The sequence below is a fragment of the Sphingomonas sp. genome (genome assembly GCF_048595155.1).
In the GTDB taxonomy this organism is placed as follows: Bacteria; Pseudomonadota; Alphaproteobacteria; order Sphingomonadales; family Sphingomonadaceae; genus Sphingomonas_I.
Map to the genome: position 1 here is coordinate 1 of NZ_JBMDXN010000037.1, position 26,379 is coordinate 26,379.

Here is a 26,379-nt window from a genome sequence, read left to right on the forward strand (position 1 = left end):
TCGAGGTCCTGATCGGTGCCCCCGCCTTCAAATATGGCGCGGTGCGGGTCGATTACCGGCGCGCATTGATCAGCTTCGGGCCCAGCGGCAGCTTCGGCCGATGCGCCGCGCCGATCCCGCTCACTATCGTCTCCGACATCCCGATGGTGGAAGCCGAGATCAGGCCGACGCCGACGGCGGATCCGGTCAAGCTCAAGCTCGTCGTCGATCTCGGCACGCGGCACCAGGCCTTGATGATCGGCGGCCCCTTCCTGCGCAGCGAGGTGGGCAAGAAGCTGTTCGCTGCGGGCAAGCTCCAGCAGGTCGGCCATGGCACCGGCGGCCAGGTGCAGGGCAGCGTCGCGCCCATCGCCGAATTGCGCCTTGGCGGAACCGCCATCACCGGCGTCGAGGCGGCGCTGTCCTCTGGAGTGAAAGCGTTCGAAATCGGTCTGTTCGACGGGTCTCTCGGCGTTCCGTTGTGGAAGTCCGGCGCGATCACCTTCGACTATCCGGCCAAGACGATTTGCATCGAGCGGTGACGATACCTGCGGTGACGGCATTTCGCGAGCAGCTATTCGTCCGCGCGAGATGCCGGTGCCGCGCCGCCACGGCCGGGAATCACTCCGTCTTCATCGCCCCGGTCACCACGATCTCCGCCAGCCCGTTCGGCGCGCCTGCGGTCGGACGCAGCCGCACACGCACGGTGCGCCCGGCGATGCTCTCCGTCTCCAGCGTGCGCACGCGCCGCGTGTCCTGGCCCTCGATCTGCTCGACCAAAGTCCGCCAGCCGCCCTTGCCGTCGTCCACCTCGGCGATGAAGCCATAGGGCGCTTCCTGCGGGAAGGTCAGCGTCAGCCGGTGCACCTCGACCACGCGCTCCAGGTCCACCGTCACGCCCATCGTCGCATCGCCCGCTGCCGGCGCCCAATAGCTGTCGGGATTGCCGTCATTGACCAGCCGCGAACTATGCTCCGCCGCATTGCTGCTGGCGAAGGTCGGGTTGTTCGTCCCGAAACTGCCATCGCCCTCATGCTCGCGCAACGGCTTCACGAACGGCACGTAGGGGCGATCGGCGGCGAGCGGCGTCCTGCCCGCCACGAAGCGCGGGCCCCTCAGCGTGCGCACCTCGATCACGCCGTCCTTCAGCCCCGGCGATGTCGCGCGCAGCCGGGTCGTGCCCGCCTGCCAGCTGCGCATCGCGATCGCCGCCGCACCGTCGCGGATCGCGATGTCGCTATTGGGCGCGAAGTCGATCGCGCGGCCCGTCGGGAATTCGCCCGGCCCCGCCGCGATCGCCAGCCGCACCGGCGGGCTGTTGCTCAGCCGCCGGCCGCTCGCGTCGACCACGCTCACCACCACCTGCACGTCGTCGGTGCCGTCGGCGCGCGCGATCGTCGGGCTGCTGGTGGCGATGCGGAGCGCGGCGGGGGTGCCCGCGACCGGCCATGGTGGCGGCGGCGTCTTCGCATAGGCGTTGCGGTACCAATAATATTGCCGCTTCGGCAGCCGGAAATAATCGATCATCCCCATGCCGCCGAACCTCTTTCCCGCGACCGATCCGTGATCGAACCCGGCCCAGATCGCCTCGCCAGCGCGCCACGGCAGCCGCCACGATCCTTCTTTGTCCTTGTCCGCGCCCGGCGTCATCGGCAAGTCGCCCCAGCCGGGGGCATAGGTGCCGGGCCGGTCCTCCATGTTGGATCCATATTCCGCGACGAAGCTTGGTATGCCCGGATCGGGAAACAGGCTCGCGCCGTCGCCATTCTGCCCGGCAATGTCGCCAAGCTTGTCGATCTCGCCGCGCTGCGCTCCGTCGATCGACGCTGGCCGGCTCGGGTCGAGCGCATGGCTCAGCGCGACCATCTCCTTCAGCAGCCGCCGCACCTCCGGCAACGTCTCCTTCTTGGTGAAGAACACCTCATTATCCATCCCCCACACCACGATCGACGGGTGGTTGCGGTTGATCCGGATCATCTCCGCCAGCTGCTGCTTGACGCTCGCCTCGAACGCCGGACGATCGGCGGCTTCGGTGGGGTAGGCGGGCGCGCCCCACGCATGCTTGAACCCCGCCGTGCCCCAGAACGGCGCCTCGGACAGGAACAGCACGCCCAGCCGGTCGGTCGTCTCCGCGAAATGCGGGTCGTGTGGGTAATGCGATCCGCGGATGAAGTCGAAGCCCGCATCCTTGATCATCCGCACGTCGCGTTCGATCGCGCGGTTGGTCACCGCGTCGCCCCAGCCGGCCTGGTCCTGGTGGACGTTCGCGCCCCGGAAATAGCGATGCTGGCCGTTCAGGAAGAAGCCGCGATCCGCCGTCCATGCGAACCAGCGGAAGCCGAACTCCGTCTCAAACCGGTCGCGCGCCCGCCCGCCGACGCGCAGCGTGCTGACCGTGCGATACAGCGCCGGCGTCTCCGGGGTCCACAGCCGCGGCCGCGCGATCGGCGCCGACACTTGCTGGGCGATCACCGTCGCGCCGGGGCCAACGTCCACCCGCGCCTCGGGCAAAGTCGCCACCACCCGGCCCGCCGCGTCCACCACCTGCGTCTGCACCACCACCTCGGCCGGCGCCGCGCCGTCGTTGCGCACCTCGGTCTCCACCGCGACCTTGCCCGATGCGGCCGACAGATCGGGCGTCGTCACCCGCGTGCCGGTCCACGGCACATGCACGTCGTCGGAGGTGACGAGCCACACGTCGCGATACAGCCCACCGCTGAACACATGCTCGCCCGCGCGCGGCGCCAGCGTCGCCTGCCATTCATTGTTGACCTTCACCGCGACGACGTTGCGCCCGGCGCGGATCGCCTTGGTGATGTCGACCGGAAAGCCGGTATAGCCGCCGCGATGGCGCGCCAGCGCGACGCCGTTCACATAGATGCGCGCATCCTGGAACGCGCCCTCGAACTCCAGCGCATAACGCTTGCCCGGCACGATCGCCGGCAGGGTGAAGCTCTTCCGGTACCAGCCATCGCCCACGTAGAAATCCGCCGCCCGGAAATAGGGCATAGAAAAGCTGTGCGGCAGCCCGACCCGCTCCCACCCGCCATCATCGAACCCCGGCGCCTCCGCACCCTCCGCCGTGCCCAGCTTGAACCGCCAATCGGCATTGAAGTTGACGCGCGATCGCTCCGCTGGCGTCGCAGGCATCACCGTGCCCGCCGGCGTCGCCAAGGCCGCCGAGGTGAGAGGCAGCAGGGCAAGCGCCACCGTCGCGCACGCCGTCCGCATCCCGCCGATTGTCGCCACAAATGCTCTCCCCTGACGTATACAACGTTGGCTTGGTTGCGCGTTAACCTAATCCCGTTTTCATATTTCAAAAGACTTTTCCTTGGATGAAATACGTGATGGGCGCGGTTGATAACGCATCCAGCGATCACGATGCTGAACTGACTGTGCTGGCGGCGGCCGATCCCGGCGCGGAATTGAGGGAACGACAGCAGCGCGAGTGCGAAGGACGCAACCGAGCCGATTGCCGCCTTGCGCGCTGATCACAACGTCCTACGCCTAATTACCAAAAGGCTGGCACGGATTTGCGAAGAAGCGCCGCCGAGATCGTCGCGACGGCTCAGAACACGACCTTCGGCCAGCCCGCCCCGCCGACTCCCTTCGCGCGTTCACTAATGGCGAGGCGCTAGCCCTGCGTCTTGAGGTACGCCACCAGATCGGCCCGATCCAGCGGGTCTGCCAGGCCCGGAAACCCCATGGAAGTACCCGGCACAAAGCGCTGCGGGCTCGTCAGCCAGCGATCCATCCGGTCCTCTGTCCAGACGCCCCCAGCCCGTCGGAGGGCGTCGGTATAGCCAAATCGACTGCTGTTATGGGCTACCGGGCTCCCCATGATGCCGTACAGATTGGGGCCTGCGGCATCGGGCGCGCCCTTGCCGATCGTATGGCACGCGGCACAGCGGCTGAAAATGGATCGGCCATGGGAGGCGTCGGCAACCCGCGCGAGCGCCGCCCGCGTCGGGTTGCTCCCGGCCGCGCGCCGCCGCGCCTCTTTGTCGCCGGCCGAGCAGGAAGACGCCATGACAAGCAAGAGAAGCATGTAAGCCATGCGCGGCGAACGCTGAACCATCCTCTCATCTTCGTATATCTCGCCCGACAAGGCCACGGCCTGCTGTTCAAGCCCGGCTTGGCTGGGCGAGGCCGCAAGCGCCGACGCGGCGCTTAATCGGCGTCAAATATCGCTAAAGCCTATAATTCGGGGACACTATACTAATTCGGGGCTGGTGACCGCCCTTAATAAGCAAAACAACGTTGCCGAGCTGATCTGGCCATTAAAGGTTATGATCGCAGCCGTAGCTCGATCAGCCGTGCAGCGGCTTAACGGTCTTCTCCATTTCGGATCTAAGTGCATAAGATATGTAATGCGATCTTTGATAATGTAATAGAATCGCGTGTGTAGAGAATCAGTGATGAACTCTGATTCATCAGGTTACTTTATCGTAATATGTGAAAATAGCTGATTCGCTGTGATGATTGTAAAGATAGTATTCTACTAATCTTATTAATTTGCGAAGTCCGTTTGATAGCCTCTCAGTAATTGAAAGGAATTGAACATGGCTGTCCGTAAAGATCCTCAAAAAGCAGCCAAGACGCTGACGGTGCATCTACCCGACCACGATGCGAAATCGGCCGAGCGTCTCGATCATTCCGGCCTTGACGCAATCCTGTCGGCGATCATTCGTGATGATCGAGCCAATGCCAGCCTTGCCGACATCGTGTTGAAGGGCGGGATCATCAAGGCTGCTGGCCGAGATGCCGGAGATGTCGCCTGGACGAAAACGGTTTGGCGCAGGAGCGGGCCGCTCTTGACCGACGAGCCGTTCGTCAATCCGGTCGATCTAAAGTTGTCCAGGCAAGCTAAGCCGCGTTAGCGCGCGACGAGCGACCCTCATTCTCAGCCGCGCGCGAGCGCTAGCGCCGGCCGCGCGGTCTTTGCCGAAGGGATGCGATGTGTCGGCCTTGAGTTTTGCGCAACCGCTGAAATTTACGCCGCTTCCGCGCGAGCGGCTGCTGGTACACCACGTTCCCAGCGGGGCGTGGGTGATGATCAGGGAAGGCGATCGTGCGCGCGTCGCAACACTCGCAAATGCCATCAATCTGGGCCGGCTCGACCGTATCTGCGATCTCGACGACCCGATCCTGGCACCTTTTGCCAAAGCGGGCCTGTTGCGAGAACGGGGCTCACGACCGGTACATGAAACGAAGAACGCCGGCCCCGTCCGAATGCTCATTCTGAAATTAGTCGGATACTGCAATCTGGCTTGTACCTATTGCTACGATTTCAACAGCGAGAGTTACACGGCGCGACTCTCGGTCGAAGATGCCGAGCTGGCGATTGAGCAGGCGTTGAGTTTGTCCGAAGACGGGCTGCAGCTTCTCTTCCATGGCGGGGAGCCGTTGCTGGCGTTCAAGGCCGTAACGCGGTTGACCGCATTTGCGCGGACCCGTGCTGCGGCGCTGGGGCGCAAGGTAAGTTTTTCGATTCAGACGAACGGTACGCGGTTTACCGATGAGGTCGTTTCGTTGCTGCTCGATGAGGATGTTCGCATAGGGCTTTCGATCGACGGGCCGCCCGAACTCAATGATATGTACCGCATCGATCATCGCCGCCGGGGTAGCAGCAAACGGATCGAGGAGGCGCTTGCCGCTCACCCGGAGCTTTTGCCCAAGATCGGTGCCCTCACCACCGTCACCGCCAGCAATGTGGATCGACTCGCCGACATCATCGACTATGTCCGCTCCCTTGGAATCCGATCTTGGGATGCGACGCTGTTCCAAGAGGCGGGGCGCGGCTCTCAGGCGGACAACGCCATGGCACCGACGGTCGATCGTGTCGTTTCCGCCTGGCTGGCAATGCTCGATCGGGTGGATCGCGGTGATTACGACGACATCCGCGTGTCGCCAGTCCTCCACTATGTTCACAATGTGTTGACGTATGCGCGCAACAATATTTGCATGCGTGGCGGCGGTTGCGGTGCCGCGCGCGAACTTATCTCGATCGCGGCCGACGGATCGATCGAGGCATGCGACTGCCTCAAGATACCCAAGCTGACGTTGGGGCGGATAGATGGCGGAGGGCTGGCCGCGGCTCGCGCTTCAGAAGCGGCAGACGCGATCCGGTCCCGTACGCAGAACAGCTTGCGGCCATGCGCCAGCTGCGATGTGCGCGCTTATTGTGGTGGAACGTGCCTCGCCAAGGCTGGTGCTCTCGACGCCATCGACGACACCGAATGCGCCCTCGCCCTTGCGCTGTTCCCCGAAATATTTCGTCGTCTCGCGCGTTCCGACGGACTCGAACTATATGCCCGCCTTCATCCGTGAACGCTTTTCGCGTGATTTGGCTACTGGGAGATCGGCCCGCGGCAACGTCGACATTCCCGGGATCGTAGCGGGCTGGATGAACGACCGGGCTTGGCAGTCGGAAGCGGCCCGCATCGGCGACCAAAGTGTAACAGCCGAATTGCACGATTTAGGCGCCCAGGCGTTCGTTGATGACGCGGGCCATTATGCGAGCGAATTGCGCGCCAATACGCGAGGTCTCGATGCGTGGTGGCTACGCACGGATCGCGAGCGCTTCCTCAAAGATCATGTCAGCCTGCTGTTCATGGCGGCGGCGGACGAACCCGCGATGGCGCGCTATCGCGATGATGCGCGCAGTATGGAAGTGGCAGCCGACGGCTTCGACTTGCTAGCCACATATCGCGGTAACGGTTCCGGACTCTTGCTCCTGGGCATCAATCAGGGTCACCCTGGGCCACTGATCTTTCACCCGGCGCTGGAAGCATTCGAGATCGGGGTCGTTCAGCACTCGCCCGGTGTGCGCACGCCAGTCAATCTGACGAGAGACGGTCGCGTCCGGGCGCTTCCCGCCTCTACCATAGGTTGCCGCCATGCCCGCGACCTGCTGCTTCGGGGGCAATGTGTCCTCGTTGCCAACGACTACGTATTCGAAGGCGTACCCACCCTGGCTAGCCCGTTGTTTGGCGATGCCGTGCCGATCGCACGCGCACTCGTCGCGCTAGCGCTGCGCAGCCGCGCGACGATACTTCCGATTTCGTACGAACGGCAGGTCGATGCACCGGCCCGTCGATATTTCGTTCGTGTTTTTCCCGGCTTTACTGCCTCGGACCTCGGGTTGTGCGACATGATGTCGCTCGCGAAAGCCATGGGTCGGATTACCGAAGCGCTGATCTGCCGCGCCCCTGAACAATGGCGGCTTTGGAACACCCTGCAAGACCGTTGGCGAACAGCCGACAGGGCAACTTGAACGTTCTTCTGACCGGGCCGTCGGGTGCTGGGAAGACCACGCTTGCCCGCAACTTAGCCGCTTATGCAGTCGTCCATCTCGACGCTTGTGCAACGTTACCATCTGTCGATCCGGACAATTCTATAGCCACGACGTTGTTTGAAGGCATTCCACAAGGGCCCGACCGTGAGGTCATTACGTTTCTCACCAGGATGGACGTGGTTTTGCTGCTTAGGACTCCTAGAATACAGCGCCTGCTACGCTGCTGGCAGCGCGACGGATTAGCCGCGATACCGCGATGGTTCTGGAACGAGTGCGCCTGGTTGCTGATCACGCGACGGCTCATCACACGATACTGCATCCCGCGCGGCATAAGCTGGTCGGCCGAAGATCACGGTGGATCGGCCGACAAAGCATTTTAAATTTCGGGGACACTATACAAATCGCGGGCGGGGGGCGCTCTCGAAGATGTGCGTAGCGTTTTGGTGCGGTAGGAAATAAATATAGTGTCCCCGAAACTTCTGCGGTTAGCCTGGGGCAGGGCTTCCTGGTCACCATGCCCGGCGGCCGCCCCGAAAGCCCGATCACGAAAACCAATTGGGAAGGCACGGGCGTCGAACCCGACATCAAGGTTCCCGCCGCCGAAGCGCTCGCCGCCGCGCTGAAGGCGCTCGGCCAGCCCCCCGTCGCCGACATCGCCGCCGCCTCCCGCCAGCAGACCTTCGCCCCGCGCACCACGCCGCTCGCCGGTAGCGACGCCGCCCTGAAACGCGTCATCGCCATGTATGCGACCGGCAAGATCGACGACGCCCTGTTCGCGCCCGACGCGGTCGAAATGGCGCATCGCTCGCTGCCCTTCGTCCTCGAACAGCGCGCGCGCTACGGCGTCCTCAAGTCGCTGACCTTCCGCGATGTGATGATGGGCGCGGACATGTACGTCGCGACGTTCGACAACGGCACCGCCATGGTCGGCGTCGCAGTCGATCCGCAGGGCCGGGTCCTCGCCATCACCGGCTTCATGCCGGTCGGGCCGGCGAGGTAGAGCTTCTGCTCTTACTGACGCAGGATCGCTATCGCGGCGGGCGGCAGCGCCGAACGCTACCGTCCTCGCTAGACGGTGGAAGTAAGCTAGCGGCCATCGTTCGACCCTAGCGACCCAATAGTTTTTCAAATTCCACAATCAATCCCTTTGCTGCGGCAGGCCAAGTAAGTATCATAGAAAGATTCTGCCGGAGTTTTCGAGCGCGATCGAAAGCGAAATCGCGGTTACAAAGAATAGCCTTTATCTGGTTACACCAAGAGGCGGCGACCTGATCGGGTGGACCCTCAACATCACAGATTGAAGCATCGATAGTTGCGCAATCTGTTCCGGACTGGATCGCCGGATCCAGCTTTAGAAGCTGAGCAATCCCGCTTCGGGAGGAGATAAGGACGGGAATACCAGCCGCAATGGCCTCCAAGGCAACCAGCCCGAAGCCCTCAGTCTTGGAGGGCATTAGCACAAGCGATGCTGAAGATAGATCTGCTGACAGAACCTCTTTGTCAACCGAGTAGAAACGCGTCTTCACGAAAGATTTTACGGCCGCTTCGTCGTCAAAAATCGAAATACTATTTTCGAGTTCCTGAGGCGTAACACCGCGGATGATTAAGCTGGGCTCCTGATATGGCTTGATTGATGGATCTGCCCTGAAAAGCTTTGTCGCTTGATAGGCTAATTTGGCCCCTTTGAGCTCGGCATGCTCCATACGTCCTTGAAAAAGAATGACGACCGAAGTCTCGGGCGGATTATGTTTGAAATCGAGTAGCTCGGCGGAGAGGCCTGGGTTTAGCTGAATTACGCGGGGCGTCGCCCCCATCTTTCCCTGAATGTCAGCAAAGATACGCGGCCCTACTGCTACGATAAGATTGGCCCCCTTACACTGTTTTAACTGGACTTGGCCCTTGTCGGCGCCGCGAGCGAGACTTTGATGCAGGTAGGGCGACTTATAGGCCTCAATTTCTTCTGGGATGGTGTGGACAAAATGCACGTACGGTACATTTAAGAGCCGGCGGGCGATATGATGTGCCGCCGGTCCGGTGATGTGATCATGCCCGATAACAAGGTCGACCCCGAGCTTTGTAAGTGTCGAAAAAGGCGCGAGAAATAGCCGCGCGACATCTTCGACACCGGCATCGTCGCCGCTTTTGAGTAAAGTGATCCCACGAGCCGCAGCGTCCTGCTCTTCCTCGTTATTTGCGTCTATCACTAGACAGGCAACGCGGTGCCCTTCGGCCGCTAGGGCAATGCAAAGGTCTCTGTTGAGCGTGGAGAGACCGCCATGCGCCGAGCTCCACTCCGTAGCTACCGATAGTATTTTCAGCTCGTTTTCCCGCACTACCTCCGCAGGTACGATGCTCGGCGCGGGGTTCAGCAACGTGGGCTGCTCATCGGGAACGAGACCCTTTAGCACCTTTTGCGCGGCGTTGTTGAGCTCTTGCTTCGTGCTGCGCAATGGCAGCGCTGTGCCATATGATGCGATCTGGCGTAGGATGCTGGCAGGAGTGTCCCAGCGCCAGCTCTGCGTCTGGTAAATGCGCTCTGCCTCGACGAGGCGATTCTTAAGCCAAAACTGCTCGGGAAGTTTAGCCACAATTTGGCGGACGGCTTCAACGGAGGTTGAAGTGCCGCGTTGTACAAGCTGGTTCAGCGCCGCGCGCCGGGTGAATTGAACTTGATCCTCAAGGGTAACCCATCCGTTCTTTTCCTCGGAAGGAGGCGGAAATTCTGTTTCTATCCAGAGGTAAATTTCACTCAGTTTTGCATCACTTATCCGATCGAGTGGAAACCAGCCGAGCCCATGTGAGGCGTGTGCGGCGAGAAAAATGCTTCGCGCAAGCTCTCGATTTTCGAGCTTTTGCAGTCTTTCCCACCCTGATTCGGGAAATTGATAAAGAAACGCGGCAGCAAGCTTTACAAAATCGTCTTTGCCGAGATTGAGCGCGTCTCCGGTTCCCCCTCCCTGTAGTTCCCAGGCGAGCGTTTCGCAGGCGCGGGCGTGCTCACGACCGAGCAAGTAGCTGATAACTTCAACTCGGATTGCCGGCGCTAATTTTTTTCGCTGGGCCACGCGCCAAAGCAAATCGCCGAGCTGATCATCATAGGCGTGGCCTACACGCTCAAGGGCGTGCCGCCCCGCTGCGCCGTCCTCAGCCCGGAACAAAAGCCGCAATAACGTCATTAGGACGGCGCGCGGCGCGTGCCTATAGGCCGAGACAGCGAGCTCGGTCCGAATGCCTCGTTCTGCGGAATCCTCGTTTGCTGACACCGCTAGGATGGCGTGCGCCCAGCGCGACCATACTGTTTCGGGCAATTTTAGAACTTGCTGAGGCCGTTCGGAGCGGAGGAGCCGAAGGGCACGGTAGGCAGCCGCAGCAGGCCGATGGAAGGTATTGGTTCCCACCCAGCTGCAAGAGATCGGCGCGTCATTTCGCAAATAGGCTTCCGCCCAGTTTAGCGAGGCGGCTTGTTCTTCCTCTCTTAGCGTGCTCCACATGGGCTGGGCGGCGAGGTCCATCGCGAATTCGTCACCGCTCAAACGCCCCAGATCGTCGGTAAAAAACAGCAGATTATAGGTCCACCATTCTTCGATATGTTCGGCAGCGCGGGCGAGGCGCCTGCTCACCGCATCCGCGCGATTAAAAGCAGAGGCTTGGTCGGCTGCTTGTGCGCGCGCAATCCGCCCAGCGCTTTCTTGGCGCAGATATTGCGAGATGTCGTCGTCGAGTTGCGTCGTGAACCCGGCAACGAGCGCTGCGGCCAACCTGGGATGCGCTTCAGCGGTCTCCCAGACATCGGCGCGATCGGCGATCCCACCTGCGTGCAGCAGCGAGATGATCGCATCAATAAATGCGGTTTCTTCGACAGCCTTCTCTTTATTCCCAAGCTGTGCGAGCAACCACGGCACGTCGCTTGGTACCAAGAGCGGCCAGCGCCCATTGATAGAAAGGCGGGCAGACTTTCCTTCTGCGGTGAGTCGACGAAAAACCTCCGAGGCGAGATGATAGCGCTTCTCGGCCGGCCCGCTAATGTAATCTTGTATAAACGCAGAGAAGCGCGGAGTGTAAATTAGGCCGGTGAAGTTGGCCTTACTTGCGCCGAGTGCGAAGTCTGCAAAGGCATCGCGAACGCGATCGTCGCCGCTTTGCTCCCACGCTGCGGTCATTAGGTTGGTCAAAAGCTCCTCTTCGCCTGAATCGTGCTCGCTATCGAGCACAGGCGCGCGCGACTGAACCCAAGCCACTGCTTTGACTGCATCGACAGGGGAAAGTGCCAAGCTTAAGTCGCGGCGAAAGCGCCAATACTGGCCAAGAAAATTGTCCCTCTTGCGCTGCGTCAGTGCTTCGAGCAGCTCTTCGAAGGTGATGAGCCCCGGCCATAGAGAGGCCAGCGCCCAGCCCCGCAGCTCGTCATCTTCGTCCGCGGCATCGCCGGGGGACACTAACGGCCTTAGCTTGCCTCGCTGCTCCGGTGTGGCGAGCTCGTGGGCCGCGGCGAGGGCCTGCACCCGGATGTGCGTCTCTTCGCTGGGGTCGAGGGAGCAATCGATCAAGTCGGATGCAAGTACGGTTGTCTTGCAGGCGGCTGCGATCTGTATCGCAATCCGGCGCGCCATAAATGAATACTGGCGGTCAATGATGAAGGGTCTCAACTGATCGGCGAGCCCCGGATGGGAGAGCTTTGAAAACTGCCGACGCAGGCTTGAGTCGTCATCGAAGAGCCTGCCTTGGTTGAACTCCGTGAGCAGGTGGGCGACCAAGCGAGCTTTACTTATATCTGTCGCGCCCGTGACGTCGCTTCGCAGGAGGATAGCGGGTTGTCGTACGATGAGGGCTTCGAAGAAGTCTTCGCGCATGCTCGCGATCCAAGAGGCGACCTCGTAGAGTGGCGGCGGAATAATACCTTGCGGCTCGGCGGCGCGGCCGAGGAACTCAAGTAGCTGGCCGGTCGAAAGTCCGCGCTCAACAAGATATTGTGCTGCTAAGAACTCCGCGAAGGTGCGGTGTGACCATTGAAACAGCGATTCGGTCAGCGGCCTAAAAAGAGCTGTACGAAGGATTTCGATGATATCACCTTCACCAACTCGAAAGGCTTCACCTAAAAGGGACTCGGCTCCCCCTGCGAGATCTGCGATCGGCACGGCCTCAGCATTAGAAATTTCGGCAAGTGCGGTGATGCTAATGGTTGTGGTGTTGGCAAAGATCGTCGCTGCGGCAATCCGGCCGGCGACTAGCATACGTTCGTTGGTATCGAGGTGGCTTACCGAATGGGTCTGGCGGCCCAGGACGTTGGCTTCTTCCAAGAAAGCTTGGACGCCACGTCGGTAAAGAGGAACCTGCTGGCGCGGGAGTTCGCCTGTCTGCTGAAAAATGTTCAGTAGGATTTTGAGTGTGATGGGTCTCCGGATCAAGGCGTCGGCGCCCGCATTGTCGAGCTGATCGAGCGCGTTCTCCCAAGCCGAGGCACTCAAGCCCGTCGCCGCGCCGGCGTTTAACGCGTCTTGCCACTCAAGTTCCGCAAGCTCGACGACGTCCAAGCTGCCCTCGAACAGCCCCCCTAAGTTCGACTCGAATGCGTGCGACCATTCCGCGGCGCGGCAACTTATACGCAAGGTGAGTGCGTCCGCATGAGCAGGATTGCCATAAACGTATGTTGCGGCCCTTGCCTGAACCTTGCGGATGACGCTGTCGACTGCTCCCATAATTTTATCGGCATCGATGATCGCTTCGTCGAGCCCATCAAGAAGAATGCTCCACGCGCCCCCGCCGAGCCATGCCTGTACTCCATTGCTTGTAAGCAGCTGCGTTTCGAGTTGCTCTGCCGAAACAATAGAGCTGAGCGTGATGAAGTCGGTGGCAATGCCACGGTCGACAGCGAGTTGCCGAAGAACTTGCATCTCGGACGTTTTGCCCATTCCGGGAAGACCGAGCATGATGGTACAGCGGCTGCGGAGCAGGTCCTGTGTTGCAACGGTTGTTCTGTTGTCAGCTTCGTCGGTGCACGCGGTGCGCAATAAAGCCCAACGACGTGCCCAAGAGTAAAAAGGAGCGATCATTCTCTTGGAGCTTCCATCATGCTATGGCGACTTGCGAAAAGGACGCACTTTCAAACACGCTTGTGGAGATAGTGCAAACCGGGCGACAGATCTAAGGCGCACTCTCCTCCCGTGGTTCTGAAGAGTGCAAGGTAGATTGCTGGCCGTCCCGCGAGCGTTTAATAGTCGACATAGAGACTGACGGAAGCCGTCGAGAACGATGTAAAGTCCCTAGCGGCTACCAATCCAATGTCAGACACGCGCAGCAGCCCAGATTGACAAATGTACGTGCTGAGCGTACGATGGCGACGACTTCGGACGGTAATCCCGTCCATTTATAGCCTTTGTTCGTCCCGCTAGCGCGGCCGAACCGTTCGCTCCGCCCCAAATCATCAAGTTCGTTTCTGGTGTTTTTTCGTTTTTCCCCTCCGGCGCCGGCCCCCACCGCGTCCCTCCGCAACCCGCCACACCCTCGCACGTGACGCATGCTTATCGATCCGCTAACAGCGCGCCTTCTCTTATTACCGGACCATGAACCTTGCCGACGCTTCACGCCCGTTTCGCCGCCGATCTCGCCGCCGCGCTCACCGCGCTGGAAGGGGAGGGCGCGCTGCCGTCGGGGCTCGATCGCCGCAACGTCACGGTCGAGCCGCCGCGCGATCCCGCGCATGGGGATCTCGCCACCAACGCCGCGATGGTCCTGGCCAAGCCCGCCGGCACCAATCCGCGCGCGCTCGCCGACCTGATCGAGCCAAAGCTCGCCGCGCTCGATTACGTCACCTCGGTCGCCATCGCCGGCCCCGGCTTCCTCAACGTCCGCCTGTCGGACGGCACCTGGCGGGACGAGCTCACCAACATCCTCGGCGAGGGCGCCGATTATGGCCGCTCGGCGATGGGGCAGGGCACCACCGTCAACGTCGAATATGTCTCCGCCAACCCGACCGGGCCGATGCACATGGGCCATGCCCGCGGCGCGATCGTCGGCGACGCGCTCGCCACCCTGCTCGAATATGCCGGGCATCGCGTCATCCGCGAATATTATATCAACGATGCTGGCGCCCAGGTGCAGACGCTCGGCCGCTCCGCGCATCTGCGCTATCGCGAGGCGCTGGGCGAGACGGTCGAGATACCGGAGGGCTTCTATCCCGGCGACTATCTGATCCCGATCGGTCAGGCGCTCGCCGCCGAGTTCGGCAATGCCTATGTCGGCAAGCCGGAACGCGAATGGCTCGATCTGTTCCGGACCAAGGCGGTCGCCGCGATGATGGACATGATCCGCGCCGATCTCGCTCTGCTCGGCATCCATCATGACGTGTTCGCGTCCGAAGCTGCGGTCCAGGATGCCGGCCGCGTCGATGCTGCGTTCGCCCAGCTCCGTGCCGAAGGGCTGATCTACGAAGGCGTGCTGGAGGCACCCAAGGGCGAGCTCCCCGACGATTGGGAGCCGACCGAGATGACCCTGTTCCGCTCGACCCAGTTCGGCGACGATCAGGATCGCCCCGTGCGCAAGGCCGATGGCGGCCTCACCTACTTCGGCACCGATCTCGCTTACCATGCGCAGAAGGCGGAAAGCGCCGACATGCTGATCGACATCTGGGGCGCGGACCATGCCGGCACGGTCAAGCGCATCCAGGCGGCGGTGAAGGCGCTGACCCATGGCGAAAAGCCGTTCGACGTGAAGCTGGTGCAGATGGTCCGCCTGATGCGCGCGGGCGAGCCGGTCAAGATGTCCAAGCGCTCGGGCAAGTTCATCACCATCGCCGACATGGTCGAGGAAGTCGGCAAGGATGTCGTCCGCTTCACCATGCTCGCGCGCAAGGCCGATGCGCAGATGGATTTCGATTTCGCCAAGGTGGTGGAGGCGTCGAAGGACAACCCCGTCTTCTACGTCCAATATGCCCATGCCCGCATCGCCTCGCTCCACCGCCGCGCGGCCGAGGCGGGGATCGCGCTGCCGCAGCCGGCCGATCTGGCGCTGCTGGACGCGGAGGAGCTGGCGCTGGTCAAGCTCGCCGCCCAATTCCCGCGCGTGATCGAAAGCGCCGCCAACGCCCGTGAGCCGCACCGCATCGCTTTCTATCTCTATGATCTTGCGGCCGCTGTCCATGCGCGGTGGCATCGCGGCAATGACGATCCGGCGCGCCGCTTCCTGGTCGTGGAAGATGCGCCTGTCACCGCCGCGCGGCTGGCGCTGGCCGATGCGATCGGGCAGGTAATCCGCAACGGGCTCGGCGTGATGGGCGTCGCCGCCGCGGAGGAGATGTAGGGCGATGGTGGAGATCCGGCGCGGCTTCGGCGCTGAAGGGATGGGCAATGAACGCTTGCCCTGGCTGGAGCCGGTCGAGGACGAGGATGATTATCTGGAGCCGGCCGGCGGCGGCGGGCGGCTCGCGCTTTGGATCGTCGTCGGCATCGCCGCGGTCGCCATCCTGTTCGGCGCCTTCGTGCTGTGGCAGCGCCATCGCGCCTCCCAGGCCGATATCGGCCAGATCATCCATGCCCCGGCCGGGCCGTATAAGGAAAAGCCCGCCAATCCCGGCGGCCTTGCCGTCGACGAAAGCGGCGTGATCGCCGAACGCATGGGCACCGGCAACGATATCGACAGCCCGATCGATCTCTCCAAGATCCCGGAGCAGCCGGTGACGGGGGCGGGCAGCGATCCCAGCCTCACGCCCACGCCCGTGCCGACCCCGTCCGGCGCTGCGCCGGGTGCGGTGCCGGCGCCGACCGCCGCGGCCCGGCCGCCGGTCGCGAAGCCTGCGCCGACGCAGGCGCATCCCGCCCCGGCCCCCTCGGTGGCCACCGCCGCCGTGGTCAAGGCGCCGCCCAAGGCTGTGACGCCGAAAGCCCCCACGCCGGTCGTTGCCGCACCGGCGGCCGCTGCCTCGTCAGGCGGCGGCGGGACGGTGCAGCTGGGCGCGCTCGCGAGCGAGGCCAAAGCGCGGGCGGTGTGGAAGACCTTGTCGTCGCGCTTCGGCGCGCTGGCGCCGCTCACCATGTCGATCACGCCGGTCAAGGTTGGGGATAATACGCTCTATCGGCTGCGCGCCAGCGGCGGCGATGCGCGCAAATTGTGCGCGCAGCTCCGGGTCGCGGGCGAATCCTGCAACGTGGTCGATTGATGACGCCGCTCATCCTCGGCCTATCCGGCCCCGCCTTGACCGACGCCGAACGCGCCTTCTTCCGCGATGTCGCGCCAGCGGGCTTCATCCTGTTCAAGCGCAACGTGGTGGATCGCGCGCAGCTCAAGGCGCTGACGGACGATCTGCGCGCGTTGGCGGGGCGCGATGACGTGCCGATCCTGATCGATCAGGAAGGCGGCCGGGTCGCACGGATGCAGCCGCCCGAATGGCCGGCCTTCCCGCCCGGCGCCGCGTTCGACCGCCTCTATGATGTCGCGCCCATCTCCGCGATCGAGGCGATGCGCGCCAATGCGCAGGCCTTGGCCGTGATGCTGCGCGAGGTCGGGATCAACGTCGATTGCCTGCCCTTGCTGGACGTGCGCCAGCCCGGCGCGCACGACATCATTGGCGATCGCGCGCTCGGCACCGATCCGTTGCGCGTCGCCGCGCTCGGCCGCGCCACGCTGGATGGGCTCAAGGCGGGTGGCGTGGTCGGCGTGGTCAAGCATGTTCCCGGCCATGGTCGCGCCACTGCCGACAGCCATGTCGAGCTGCCGGTGGTCACCGCGCCCGCCGAAGAACTGGAAAGCGACATCCGGCCCTTCGCGACGCTCAACGGCGCGCCGATGGCGATGACCGCGCATGTCGTCTTCACCGCCTGGGATGCGGATCGTCCGGCCAGCCTCTCGCGCACCGTGATCCGCGACATCGTGCGCGGCCGCATCGGCTTCGACAATCTGCTGATGTCGGACGATCTCGGCATGCATGCGCTCCAGGGCAGCTTCACCGATCGTACCGCCGGCGTGATCGCCGCCGGCTGCGACATCGGCCTCCATTGCTCGGGCGACATGGCCGAGATGCAGGCCTGCGCCGCCGGGGTAGGGGAGATCGCGCCCCGCGCCCGCGAACGCCTCGACGCCGCCATGGCCACCATCGCCAGCCCCGCCGACGCCACGCCCTTCGAGGCGCTCATCGCCAAGCGCGATGCGTTGCTGGCGCTGGCGGAGGCGGCCTAGCCCTTTCCGGGGCCGTAACGACCCGCATTGCCAGCCGCCGTCTGAACGGCGATACTCCGTTCAGACGTGTCGGCGGGGGCGCATGACTCATCAAGCAATCGACGGACGCCGCAGCCGCGGCGAGTGGACCTTCTTCGCAACCATGTCGCTGGTGGTGGCGGGGATCGTGGTGGCCGGCTTCGGCCCCAGCGTACGGGCCGGGTTCGCCCCACCGGGGCTGCCCATCTGGGTGCATCTCCACGGCGCGGTGATGACCAGCTGGATCCTCCTGTTCGCGCTTCAGGCCGCGCTCGTCCGGCGCCGATCGCTGCCGCTCCACCGCACCTTGGGCTATGCCTCCATCGCGCTGGTCGTGCTGATGGTCCCGCTCGGCATTGCCACCAACCTGCTCGCCATCCGCCGCGGCGCCACGCCTCCTTTCTTCACCGACGCGACCATGTTCGCCGCCGATCTGTGCGACATGCTCCTGTTCGTCGGCTGCTACATCTGGGCCTTGCTGTGGCGCCATCGCCGCGATTGGCACAAGCGCCTGCTGCTCTCGGGCACCGTGCTGTTGAGCTGGCCGGCCATTGCGCGCCTGCGCCCGCTCGGGGCGCTCGGGATGGACATGATCCTGTCCTTGTCGGTCCTGGCGTTGATCGGCCTGATGCTGGCCGGACCGATCCACGATCTGATCACGCGGCGTCGCATCCATCCGGCCTATCTGTGGGGCGTCGCGGCAGCGGTGATCCTCGATCCGCTCTACAAGCTGGTTGCGCTCGCGCCGCCGGTGCAGGCGATCGTCCAAAGCGTCGCGCCCGCGGCCGGATAGCGCCGGCGCAACCTTGCCGGTACAGGATTAGCCCCGCTAAACCGGCCTATGAGCAATTATCACTTTTACCGGCCCGAAGCGGGCCATGGCCTCGCCCACGATCCCCTTAACGCGATCATCGGGCCGCGGCCGATCGGCTGGGTTTCCACCGTCAGCGCGGCCGGGCAGGTCAATCTCGCGCCCTACAGCTTCTTCAACGCCTTCAACTATCGCCCCCCGATCATCGGCTTCTCCAGCCTCGGCGGCAAGGACAGCCTGCGCAATGCCGAGGCAACCGGCGAGTTCGTCTGGAACATCGCCACCCGCGCGCTCGCGGAGAAGATGAACGCCACCAGCGTACCCGCACCGCACGGCATCAACGAATTCGACCTTGCTGGCCTGACGCAGGCGCCGTCGCAGCTGATCGCACCGCCGCGCGTGCAGGAAAGCCCGGTCAATTTCGAATGCAAGGTGACCCAGATTGTGCGCCTTCAGGATCACCGCCAGGCGCCGGTCGATGCATGGCTGGTGATCGGCGAAGTAATTGGCGCGCATATTCGCAAAGATTTGCTGAAAGACGGCATATTCGACACGTTCGGCGCCGACATCATCCTCCGCGCCGGCGGCCCCACCGCCTACGCGCACGTCACGCCAGACAGCCGCTTCGATATGCAGAGGCCGGGCGGATAGGGTGCCCTCCGGCCAACGTGGCTCGTGCGATCACGTCGCTTGCGGACGAGTAGCGCCGGGTATTGGCCGATGCGTAGATGAGTAATGTATTTGCATCGCTGGACTGGAAACGGCCGCACGTCTCCGCGCCCAGGCACGTTTAGCGCGAATGTTCCGACTCTCGAGGGGCTCCCACCAGCAATTGGCGGAACTGAACGGCTTGCTGACATCCCGCCGCCCGAGGCGGGTATGATCTGGACGCTCGCCGAGATCCGCGACGAAGGCGCCGAAATCGGCCCATCGCGCGCAAATCTCGGCCCCGGCCTCATAGCGCATCTTCTGCCACGCGCGGTATGTCGGCCCGTGGTGCTTGGCCGCGCGATAGCCATGTTCGGTCAACCGCGCCGCGCTGAGCTCGCGGTGGAGGCAGCCGCAGCTGGAGGTGCTACCGGAGCGGACATTGCCACCCGCGGCCACGATTTGCCGTCCGCAGTCGCATTGGAACAGCCAATGCGCATGACCATTGGCAGAGCGGTGCGCGAATGCGATGCCGACCAGCCTGCCATACCGCAGACCGTACATGTCGATCCGGACCTTCATATCTCACCACCGTGACTATATTCGTCCGTATATAATCACGGTTCGGCAGCAAGGTTCAACCGCCGATCTAAAATTTACCCTCTCGGGTGGGGCCGACCGGCAGGCGCGGGGGCGTGGTACCAGCATCGCCGCCGGGCGCGGACGCCTGCCGCTGGATTGCTATCCATTATTACCGTAAAGCGTTGGCGCGTTAGCGGCATCGATTGGAGGGGCATCACGGACCTCGATCAGGGCATTCTCGGCGATCTGTATGCGGCGGCGGAAAGCGCGGCGCGCTGGCCCGTGCTGTTGGACGGGCTGTGCCAGACGGTGGGGATGCGCAGCGCGGTGGCCCAGATCCTGGACGTCGAAGCAGATCATTCGCGGCAGCGGTGGTGCGCGCGCGATCCGCAATCCCAGGTCGACGCGCCCCGGCACGATCGCTTCATCAATACCAAGGGCAATCCGCGCTTCGATGCCAGGCGGCGCCATGACGGGCTAGGGGGCGTCGGCAGCGACGTACGCAGCTTCGGCGCAGCACCACCACTTTGGGCAGCGCTGCAGCAGCGGCTGGATCGCGGAGGACTGGGCGCCGCGTTATGGCTGACCTTTCCCATTGCTGCAGAGCGCGATTTCACGCTGATCCTGCATCGTGCACCAGGCGACTATCGCGATGTGACTTCGGCAGAGGAAGCCTATCTGTTGGCATTGTTGCCGCATCTTATGCGGGCGGTGCGGCTGGGGCATGGTACCATGCCGGCAGATCAAGACGGGAGCGCGCTGCGAGCAACATTGGACCGCCTGCATCAGGCCGTCTTGCTGATCGATGGGACACAGCGCATCGCCTGGTCGAATATCGTTGCCCGCCGGCTACTGCACCGCGCGGGCGCCTTGCGTCTGGTGGAGGGGCGGATCGACTGCGTCGAGGCGGGGGACCGGAGGCAGTTGCGCGCGGCGCTGGAAGACGTGGGCGCCGGGCGGCGGCCGACCGCGACATTGGCGATCGGACGGTGGAGTGGAATGGCGCTCCACATGCGGATCGAGCGATTGGCGCGGGATGAGGGCCTTGCCCCCAACGGCAGCCAGGGGCAGCTGATCGCGTTGTTTCTGTCTGAACCCGATGCCGCGCCTGCGCTCGATCCCGCCGCTTTGGCCGTCTTGTTCGGCCTGACCCCCGCCGAGGCGCAGCTTGCGGCAGCGATGGCGGCGGGCGCGACGCTGAACGATCATGCCGCTGCGCGCGGGATCAAGGTCGGTACAGCGCGGATCCAGTTGAAACAGGTGCTCGCCAAAACCGCAAGCGGGCGCCAGTCGGACCTTGTCCGCCGCCTATGCCAGTCACTGGCGGAGCGCGCTCCCTAGAGACCATTCCATTTATCCCAAATGGGAGATGCGGATGACGCCTGAATGTGGGCATCCCTCGCGCCGGAGGCGGCAACAAGTCGCTCCATCGGTGAGGGGATGAAGGATGGCGGGGATACGACTGCGAGTCGCGGGCTGCGCGCTCGCTTTGGCTTTCTTTCCGGCGAGCGTGAACGCGCAGCAGGTGCTGCCGGCGCCGTTGGCAAAAGGCGCGACATCGGAGGTCCCGATCGCGATCCAGATCGCGCGCTGGCACATGTTGGATGGCGACGTGAACGCGCTGACGTTCCGGAGTATGGACACCTTGTTCACGACACGCAGCGTGGCGCGGTCCGGCCCCGTTTGGCAGTTGCCGCGGGCCGATCATGCGCTGGATTTCAGCTACAGCTTCGCGGGTAAGCAATATAGCGCGCAGGACTTTCTGGAGCGCAGTTACACCAACGCGCTGCTGGTGATGAAGGACGGGCGGATCGTCGCCGAAATCTATCGCAACAATAGCAATGAACGCACCCACTTCATCGGCTGGTCGATGACCAAGTCGATCACGTCAATGTTGATCGGCTGTGCGTTCGCCGAAGGGCGGATAAAATCGCTGGACGACCCGGTCGAAACCTATCTGCCGGAGCTTCGGCAGGGCGGTTATCGCGGCGTCACGATCCGCCAGATCCTGCAGATGCGGTCCGGCGTGGATTATGAGGAGCGCTACGACTTCGACCATCCCGGAACGGCCGCGACCAACCATATCAATGCGCTGGTGAAGAATGTCGCGCGCTTTGCCGATCCGGCGCGCACGATCAAGCGGGCCCATCCGCCGGGAAGCGTATTCCAATATAAGACGATCGATACGGCGGTGCTCGGCTGGCTGATCGAGCGCGTCTCCGGCATGTCGGTAGCCGCCTATACCGCGCAAAAATTGTGGGAGCCGCTCGGCATGGACGCGGATGGCTTCTACATCATGGATGGACAGCCGGGCGTGGGCCGCGAATTCAGCGGTGCCGGCTTCAACGCCACCTTGCGCGATTGGGGGCGGATCGGCCTGACGATGATGAATGGCGGGATCGGCAACGGCCACCGCATTCTTTCGCCGCAATGGGTGGCGCAAGCATCGGCCCCCGCAGCGCCGGAGGATGCGCGGGGCGGCTATGGCTTCCAATGGTGGACCATGCCGGGCTCGGATGCCTATTCCGCGATCGGTCTGCAGGGCCAATATGTCTTCATCGATCCGAAGACGCGCACGGTGGTGGTGAAGCTCAGCTATTTCCCACAGGCGGACGAGAAGGCATCGGAAGAGACGGCTGCTTTCCTGACGGCGGTCTCCGCGTGGACGCCACAGTAAGGCGCGCGCGGCATGTGCGGTAAGGGCGGCATCCTTGTCCGATGCTGCCCTTCGATGCGGATCACGATCGCCTTCATCACAAGCATTGAAATACAAGCTGCGCGCCGTCCCGCGCAAGGGTGCGGGCATGCCAGCGCGCGATCGCAAGGATGACGCTTAGCTCGAGCGTCAGTGCTGCCGCCTCCAAGGCCAAGGTGCCGACATTCAGGATGAGCAACTGCATGAAGATGAAGATCGTCAGAGTTGCCGATGCGATCATTGCGGCGGATCGGACGACTCCATCCCAATCCTGGTCGAGCAAGGCCCAAGCCAGCCGAAGATGCACCACCCCCAGCAATACCTAAAGGATGATCAAAGCAGGGATCCCGCTAAACTGGGCGGCTGCGGTCATGGGTGCATGCGATGCCGCAGGCGCCAGCAAAGGATAGGCACCGCCTGGTCCCATCGTCAGGCCGATCACATAGGCAAATTGCACGAAGGCAATCGGGATGAGCACGCCGAGCGCGAAGAGATGCGTGGCGATGCCGATCCTCCCTTCGGCGTGCCGCGGCGCCTCACGCCATGCAGCAATGAGGCAGCCAGCCGCGAATGTCAGCGCGTTACCGGTCTGCTCGACCGCATCGAACTCCGCACGCATCGCATTGGCCCACTCGCGCCGGCTTTGACCCAGGCAGCATATCGCCAATTGCATCAGCGCTCGTGCGAGCGCCGCGGTCATGCCAATGCTGCTTTACCGGATGCCGCAGCGCCCGAACCGGCGCTGGCCTGCGCGAGCGCCAGCGCGAGGCCGGCGTTGGTCAGGCGATAGACGTGGCGTGCCGGCCGGCCGAGCTGTTCCGGCTCACGCCACTCCGCTTCGACCAGTCCCTGCTCGGTCATTCGCATCAGCAACGGGTATAAAGTTCCCGACAGCAAGCCGGTTTCCTTCATCAGGTCATAGCCGTGCCGCCATTGCTGTGCGTGCGCGGAGAGCGCCTCGAGCAGCAGCAGCATTTGCCTGGATGGTCGGCGATTACGGCCCATTGCACTAAACAACCTAAGTAGAGTTAGTTGTCAATCGCCGGCCGGATGCGTGCGTCGCTCGGCGCACCGCAGTGCTCCCATCCCGCTAGAACGGGAAGACGATGTGAATCATGGTGATCCCGACGATCGCGGTCAGGATGTTGAGGGGCAGGCCGACGCGCACGAAATCCATGTAGCGATAGCCGCCCATTTGATAGACGATCACGTTGGTCTGATAGCCAAACGGCGTGGCGAAAGCCGCACTGGCGGACATCATCACCGCGACCAGGAAGGGGCGCGGACTGACGCCCAGACTCTGCGCCAAAGCCACCGCTATCGGGGTTACGAGCACAGCAACCGTGGCATTGGACAGCAGCTCCGTCAGGATGAGTGTCGCGACATAGAGCACGGTCAGCGCCAGCAGCGGGCTCAGGCCATGTACGGATGAGATAAGCAGGCGCGACGCAGCATCCGCCAACCCGCTTTGATCCAGCGCAATGCCGATTACGACCATGCCTGCGATCAGGATCAGGATTTCAGGCCGCAGGCCGCCATAGGCCTCGTCCGCGGTGATGACGCGCAAGAGGATGAGCAAGACCGCGCCGGCGAAGGCGGTGGCGGCGATGGGGGCGACACCCGTTGCTGCCAAGGCGATCGCGCCAGCGAAGGTGGCGAGCGCGATTGCGGCTTTGGCGGGAGCGAACGGCCGGGCCTTGGCGAAGAGCTGGGGATGCCCGACCAGGCCACCCGCGAGCGTCAGCTCGTCGCGCGTATCCACCGCGCGTTCCGTGGGGGCGGTTCGTTCCGCGCCAATCAGGCGCCCGCTGACGAAAAACAGATAAATTGCGCCAACGACAGCGATGGGGAGGCCGACCGGGGTAACTTCAAAAATGCCAAAGCGCGGCTGCCCCGCCAGCCGGGCCATATCGTCGACCAGCAGGTTGGTGGATGTACCGACTAACGTGCAGCAGCCGGTGAGGATGGTGATGTAGGATAAGGGCATCAGGTAGCGCTTGGGCGGCAGGTCCAGGGCGAGTGCGACGTCGCGCACGACCGGCGCGCCGATGACGACGATTGGCGTACTGTTGAGGAAGCAGGAGACGCAACCGATTGCTGCGAGCATCAACCAGACACCGATGGAACCAAGCCGTCGGCACATCGCCACTGCGGCGGCGATCGCGCGATCGAGCAATCCGGAAAGTTCGAGCGCGTAGGCAATTACAAACAGCGAAGCGAGGGCGATGATGGCAGGGCTGGCGAAGGCTCCCTGAACGTCGATCGGGCGGACGATGCCCGTGATGAGCAGCACCGCCGCCCCGCTTAGTGCCACTACATCGGCGCGTACTTTGTCCCAGATCATCGCGGCGACGACGGCGGCCAGGACGACGAGCGTCAGGATCTGATCGGTCGTCATCGTCCGGTCTGGGTCGGGGCCATAACCGCATATGTCAACGATTTCTGCATCCTTGGGGTGGAGCCGCGCCTTAAAAAGGGTATCAAGAGCCATGCAGGAACCCAGCGTCAGGACCAGCCGGCTCGCCATCGCCGGCGGTTTATCGGCCGCGCTGATCGTCGGTGGGGTGGGTTTCCTGATCGGGCGTGCCACGGTCAAACCCGCCGCGCCGCCGGCGCCGCCCGTGGTCGCAGTCCAGCCGCCTGCGCCGCCGGCGCCCGATAGTGGGCGCGTGCTGAACCGCGGCGATCTTGCCGGCCTGGCGCGGCAGGCGGCGGATGCCTTGTCGTCCGGCGTGGCCGCGCCGCCGGCTGTGCGGGACCTGCCCGGGCGACGTTTCGCCGTGTCTATCCCGTTCGGCTGCGCCGGGCCAGCCGGTCCGGACAGTGCCACGCCGATGCGCTGGCGCTACGACGAACAGAGCCAGACGTTGCGCATCCATATCGCGCTGATCGCGTGGCAAGCGGATCAGTGGGGCCTCAAGCCAGATACGCGCACGACACCGCAAGGCTTCTGGGTCACGCGGCCCTGGTCGTCGGCCGAGACGTGCCCAAGACAGGCCGACGAGGCGATGGCGGTCGGGACCGATCCGGTTACGCTGCCGGGGCAGACTTTGGCGCTGGTCGGGTTTGAACCCGGGGCGCCCAAGCCGGAGAGCGGTTATGACGCCGTGGTCCGGATCGCGCCCGACCGGCTCGACATGTCGCAGGGCCTGCGCGCCCGGATTACGGGCCGGATCGATCGCGCACCCGGCGACGGCGCGGTACAGTGCGTGCAGCCCGCAGGCATCGAGCAGCAGCCGATTTGCGCGGTTGCCGCAATCTTTGACGAGTTGGTAGTGGATAATCCCGCGACGGGGGAAACGCTGGCGAGCTGGACGATCGGACAGGTGCGGGATCAGGGCAGCGCCGCCACACGCTGAACAAAGGCCGGTACCCCGCGTTCTCCTCGCCCGGTTGGCGGCCGTTCGGGGAGCGTGTGATGTCCGATTATGAACTCTATTATTGGTCGGTCCCCTTTCGAGGGCAGTTCGTGCGCGCCGTCCTGGCTTTTGCCGACAAGAGCTGGGACGAACCCGGCGATGCCGCGATCGCCAAACTGATGGAGGCGCCGGTCACGAGCATGCCGGTGCCGTTCATGGGGCCGCCGCTGCTGATCGACAAAGCGGCCGATTTCGCGATCGCGCAGATGCCCGCGATCATTTTGTACCTGGGCGAGACGCTGGACATCCTGCCAGGTGACCCTGCTTCCCGTGCGATCACGATGAAGATCGTCAATGACGCCAACGACGTGATTGATGAGCTGACGCTGGATGGCGGACGGCAGATGTGGACGCCGGAGCGCTGGGATGCGTTCGTACCGCGGCTGCGCAAATGGGCGAGCTTCTGGGAAGAAACGGGGCGTCGGCACGGCCTGAAAGCGGATAGCGGCTTCCTGCTGGGCGGCGACCAGCCCGGCGTTGCCGATATTGTGACGGCAACTTTGTGGACGACCATGGCGGATCGCTTTCCCCGCATCAACGAGATCGTTCAGGAGGCTGCGCCTCACACTATGGCGCTGAGCCGACGCGTGGCCGCTTTGCCGCGGCTGGCAGCTTTGGCCGACCGCGCCCGCGATGAATATGGCGATAGCTATAGCGGCGGCGAGATCGAAGCATCGCTGCGAAAGGTCCTCGCGACGTAGCGCCCGCGGATCCCACCCACAGCTAGGTCGACGCCGCCTGGACCGCGGGCGGATGTTCCAGG

General features: G+C 63.5%; 22 protein-coding genes. 15 read left to right on the forward strand and 7 right to left on the reverse strand.

Features of this window, described 5'->3' with window-relative positions:
* Window positions 1-521: hypothetical protein (locus tag ACOJSI_RS05785; RefSeq protein ID WP_420137310.1), on the forward strand; the 521-nt coding region annotated here is incomplete at its 5' end.
* 79 nt (window positions 522-600) lie between these two features.
* Here ACOJSI_RS05785 and ACOJSI_RS05790 read toward each other — a convergent pair.
* Window positions 601-3,228, reverse strand: a complete 2,628-nt coding sequence (locus ACOJSI_RS05790; protein ID WP_420137311.1) for a glycoside hydrolase family 2 protein — start codon at window positions 3,226-3,228, stop codon at window positions 601-603.
* Between the two features lie 86 nt (window positions 3,229-3,314).
* Here ACOJSI_RS05790 and ACOJSI_RS05795 point away from each other — a divergent pair, with 86 nt between their 5' ends.
* Window positions 3,315-3,470 (forward strand): hypothetical protein, encoded by a 156-nt coding sequence (locus ACOJSI_RS05795; RefSeq protein ID WP_420137312.1) that lies wholly within the window; start codon window positions 3,315-3,317, stop codon window positions 3,468-3,470.
* Between the two features lie 143 nt (window positions 3,471-3,613).
* Here ACOJSI_RS05795 and ACOJSI_RS05800 read toward each other — a convergent pair whose 3' ends face one another.
* Window positions 3,614-4,027, reverse strand: a complete 414-nt coding sequence (locus ACOJSI_RS05800; RefSeq protein WP_420137313.1) for a c-type cytochrome — start codon at window positions 4,025-4,027, stop codon at window positions 3,614-3,616.
* Window positions 4,028-4,541: 514 nt separating this feature from the next.
* On the opposite strand from ACOJSI_RS05800, the gene ACOJSI_RS05805 reads away from it, so the two are divergent.
* The 4 genes from ACOJSI_RS05805 to ACOJSI_RS05820 all read left to right on the forward strand — a co-directional run bounded on the left by ACOJSI_RS05805 (window position 4,542) and on the right by ACOJSI_RS05820 (window position 8,276).
* A complete protein-coding gene (locus ACOJSI_RS05805) occupies window positions 4,542-4,859 on the forward strand; it encodes a hypothetical protein (protein WP_420137314.1) in 318 nt (105 codons plus the stop codon).
* 79 nt (window positions 4,860-4,938) lie between these two features.
* Complete coding sequence (locus tag ACOJSI_RS05810; protein ID WP_420137315.1) at window positions 4,939-6,309, forward strand: radical SAM protein; 1,371 nt, start codon at window positions 4,939-4,941, stop codon at window positions 6,307-6,309.
* On the forward strand, window positions 6,290-7,255 hold the full coding sequence (locus ACOJSI_RS05815; protein WP_420137316.1) for a hypothetical protein: 966 nt from the start codon (window positions 6,290-6,292) through the stop codon (window positions 7,253-7,255). Before ACOJSI_RS05810 ends, ACOJSI_RS05815 begins: the two co-directional genes overlap by 20 nt.
* A gap of 535 nt (window positions 7,256-7,790) precedes the next feature.
* Complete coding sequence (locus ACOJSI_RS05820; protein WP_420137317.1) at window positions 7,791-8,276, forward strand: hypothetical protein; 486 nt, start codon at window positions 7,791-7,793, stop codon at window positions 8,274-8,276.
* Between the two features lie 106 nt (window positions 8,277-8,382).
* Here ACOJSI_RS05820 and ACOJSI_RS05825 read toward each other — a convergent pair whose 3' ends face one another.
* Window positions 8,383-13,326, reverse strand: a complete 4,944-nt coding sequence (locus ACOJSI_RS05825; protein WP_420137318.1) for a glycosyltransferase — start codon at window positions 13,324-13,326, stop codon at window positions 8,383-8,385.
* 517 nt (window positions 13,327-13,843) lie between these two features.
* Between ACOJSI_RS05825 and argS the strand changes: the two genes are divergently transcribed.
* The 7 genes from argS (at window position 13,844) to ACOJSI_RS05860 (ending at window position 22,179) form a co-directional block, all read left to right on the forward strand.
* On the forward strand, window positions 13,844-15,571 hold the full coding sequence (gene argS, locus ACOJSI_RS05830; protein ID WP_420137319.1) for an arginine--tRNA ligase: 1,728 nt from the start codon (window positions 13,844-13,846) through the stop codon (window positions 15,569-15,571).
* Between the two features lie 4 nt (window positions 15,572-15,575).
* Window positions 15,576-16,427, forward strand: coding sequence for an SPOR domain-containing protein (locus ACOJSI_RS05835; protein WP_420137320.1), 852 nt, complete (start codon window positions 15,576-15,578; stop codon window positions 16,425-16,427).
* A complete protein-coding gene (gene nagZ, locus ACOJSI_RS05840; protein ID WP_420137321.1) occupies window positions 16,427-17,443 on the forward strand; it encodes a beta-N-acetylhexosaminidase in 1,017 nt (338 codons plus the stop codon). The genes ACOJSI_RS05835 and nagZ overlap by 1 nt, the downstream gene beginning before the upstream one ends.
* Before the next feature lie 82 nt (window positions 17,444-17,525).
* Window positions 17,526-18,254, forward strand: coding sequence for a hypothetical protein (locus tag ACOJSI_RS05845; protein WP_420137322.1), 729 nt, complete (start codon window positions 17,526-17,528; stop codon window positions 18,252-18,254).
* Between the two features lie 48 nt (window positions 18,255-18,302).
* Window positions 18,303-18,923, forward strand: coding sequence for a flavin reductase family protein (locus tag ACOJSI_RS05850; protein WP_420137323.1), 621 nt, complete (start codon window positions 18,303-18,305; stop codon window positions 18,921-18,923).
* A gap of 735 nt (window positions 18,924-19,658) precedes the next feature.
* The gene (locus ACOJSI_RS05855) at window positions 19,659-20,843 is read left to right on the forward strand and encodes a hypothetical protein (RefSeq protein WP_420137324.1); all 1,185 of its coding nucleotides are present in this window, start codon (window positions 19,659-19,661) and stop codon (window positions 20,841-20,843) included.
* Between the two features lie 106 nt (window positions 20,844-20,949).
* Window positions 20,950-22,179: a serine hydrolase domain-containing protein gene (locus tag ACOJSI_RS05860; RefSeq protein WP_420137325.1), complete on the forward strand. Its 1,230-nt coding sequence runs from the start codon at window positions 20,950-20,952 to the stop codon at window positions 22,177-22,179.
* A 76-nt stretch (window positions 22,180-22,255) separates the two neighbouring features.
* On the opposite strand, the gene ACOJSI_RS05865 is transcribed toward ACOJSI_RS05860, so the two are convergent.
* The 4 genes from ACOJSI_RS05865 to ACOJSI_RS05880 all read right to left on the reverse strand — a co-directional run bounded on the left by ACOJSI_RS05865 (window position 22,256) and on the right by ACOJSI_RS05880 (window position 24,595).
* Window positions 22,256-22,504 (reverse strand): hypothetical protein, encoded by a 249-nt coding sequence (locus tag ACOJSI_RS05865; RefSeq protein ID WP_420137326.1) that lies wholly within the window; start codon window positions 22,502-22,504, stop codon window positions 22,256-22,258.
* Window positions 22,505-22,519: 15 nt separating this feature from the next.
* The gene (locus ACOJSI_RS05870) at window positions 22,520-22,897 is read right to left on the reverse strand and encodes a hypothetical protein (protein WP_420137327.1); all 378 of its coding nucleotides are present in this window, start codon (window positions 22,895-22,897) and stop codon (window positions 22,520-22,522) included.
* Window positions 22,894-23,172, reverse strand: coding sequence for a PadR family transcriptional regulator (locus ACOJSI_RS05875; RefSeq protein WP_420137328.1), 279 nt, complete (start codon window positions 23,170-23,172; stop codon window positions 22,894-22,896). The genes ACOJSI_RS05870 and ACOJSI_RS05875 overlap by 4 nt, the downstream gene beginning before the upstream one ends.
* A gap of 115 nt (window positions 23,173-23,287) precedes the next feature.
* On the reverse strand, window positions 23,288-24,595 hold the full coding sequence (locus ACOJSI_RS05880; RefSeq protein WP_420137329.1) for an SLC13 family permease: 1,308 nt from the start codon (window positions 24,593-24,595) through the stop codon (window positions 23,288-23,290).
* A 91-nt stretch (window positions 24,596-24,686) separates the two neighbouring features.
* Here ACOJSI_RS05880 and ACOJSI_RS05885 point away from each other — a divergent pair, with 91 nt between their 5' ends.
* Both ACOJSI_RS05885 and ACOJSI_RS05890 read left to right on the forward strand, forming a co-directional pair.
* Window positions 24,687-25,556, forward strand: a complete 870-nt coding sequence (locus tag ACOJSI_RS05885; RefSeq protein ID WP_420137330.1) for a hypothetical protein — start codon at window positions 24,687-24,689, stop codon at window positions 25,554-25,556.
* A 59-nt stretch (window positions 25,557-25,615) separates the two neighbouring features.
* Window positions 25,616-26,317: a glutathione S-transferase gene (locus ACOJSI_RS05890; protein ID WP_420137331.1), complete on the forward strand. Its 702-nt coding sequence runs from the start codon at window positions 25,616-25,618 to the stop codon at window positions 26,315-26,317.
* Window positions 26,318-26,379: the final 62 nt, after the last annotated feature.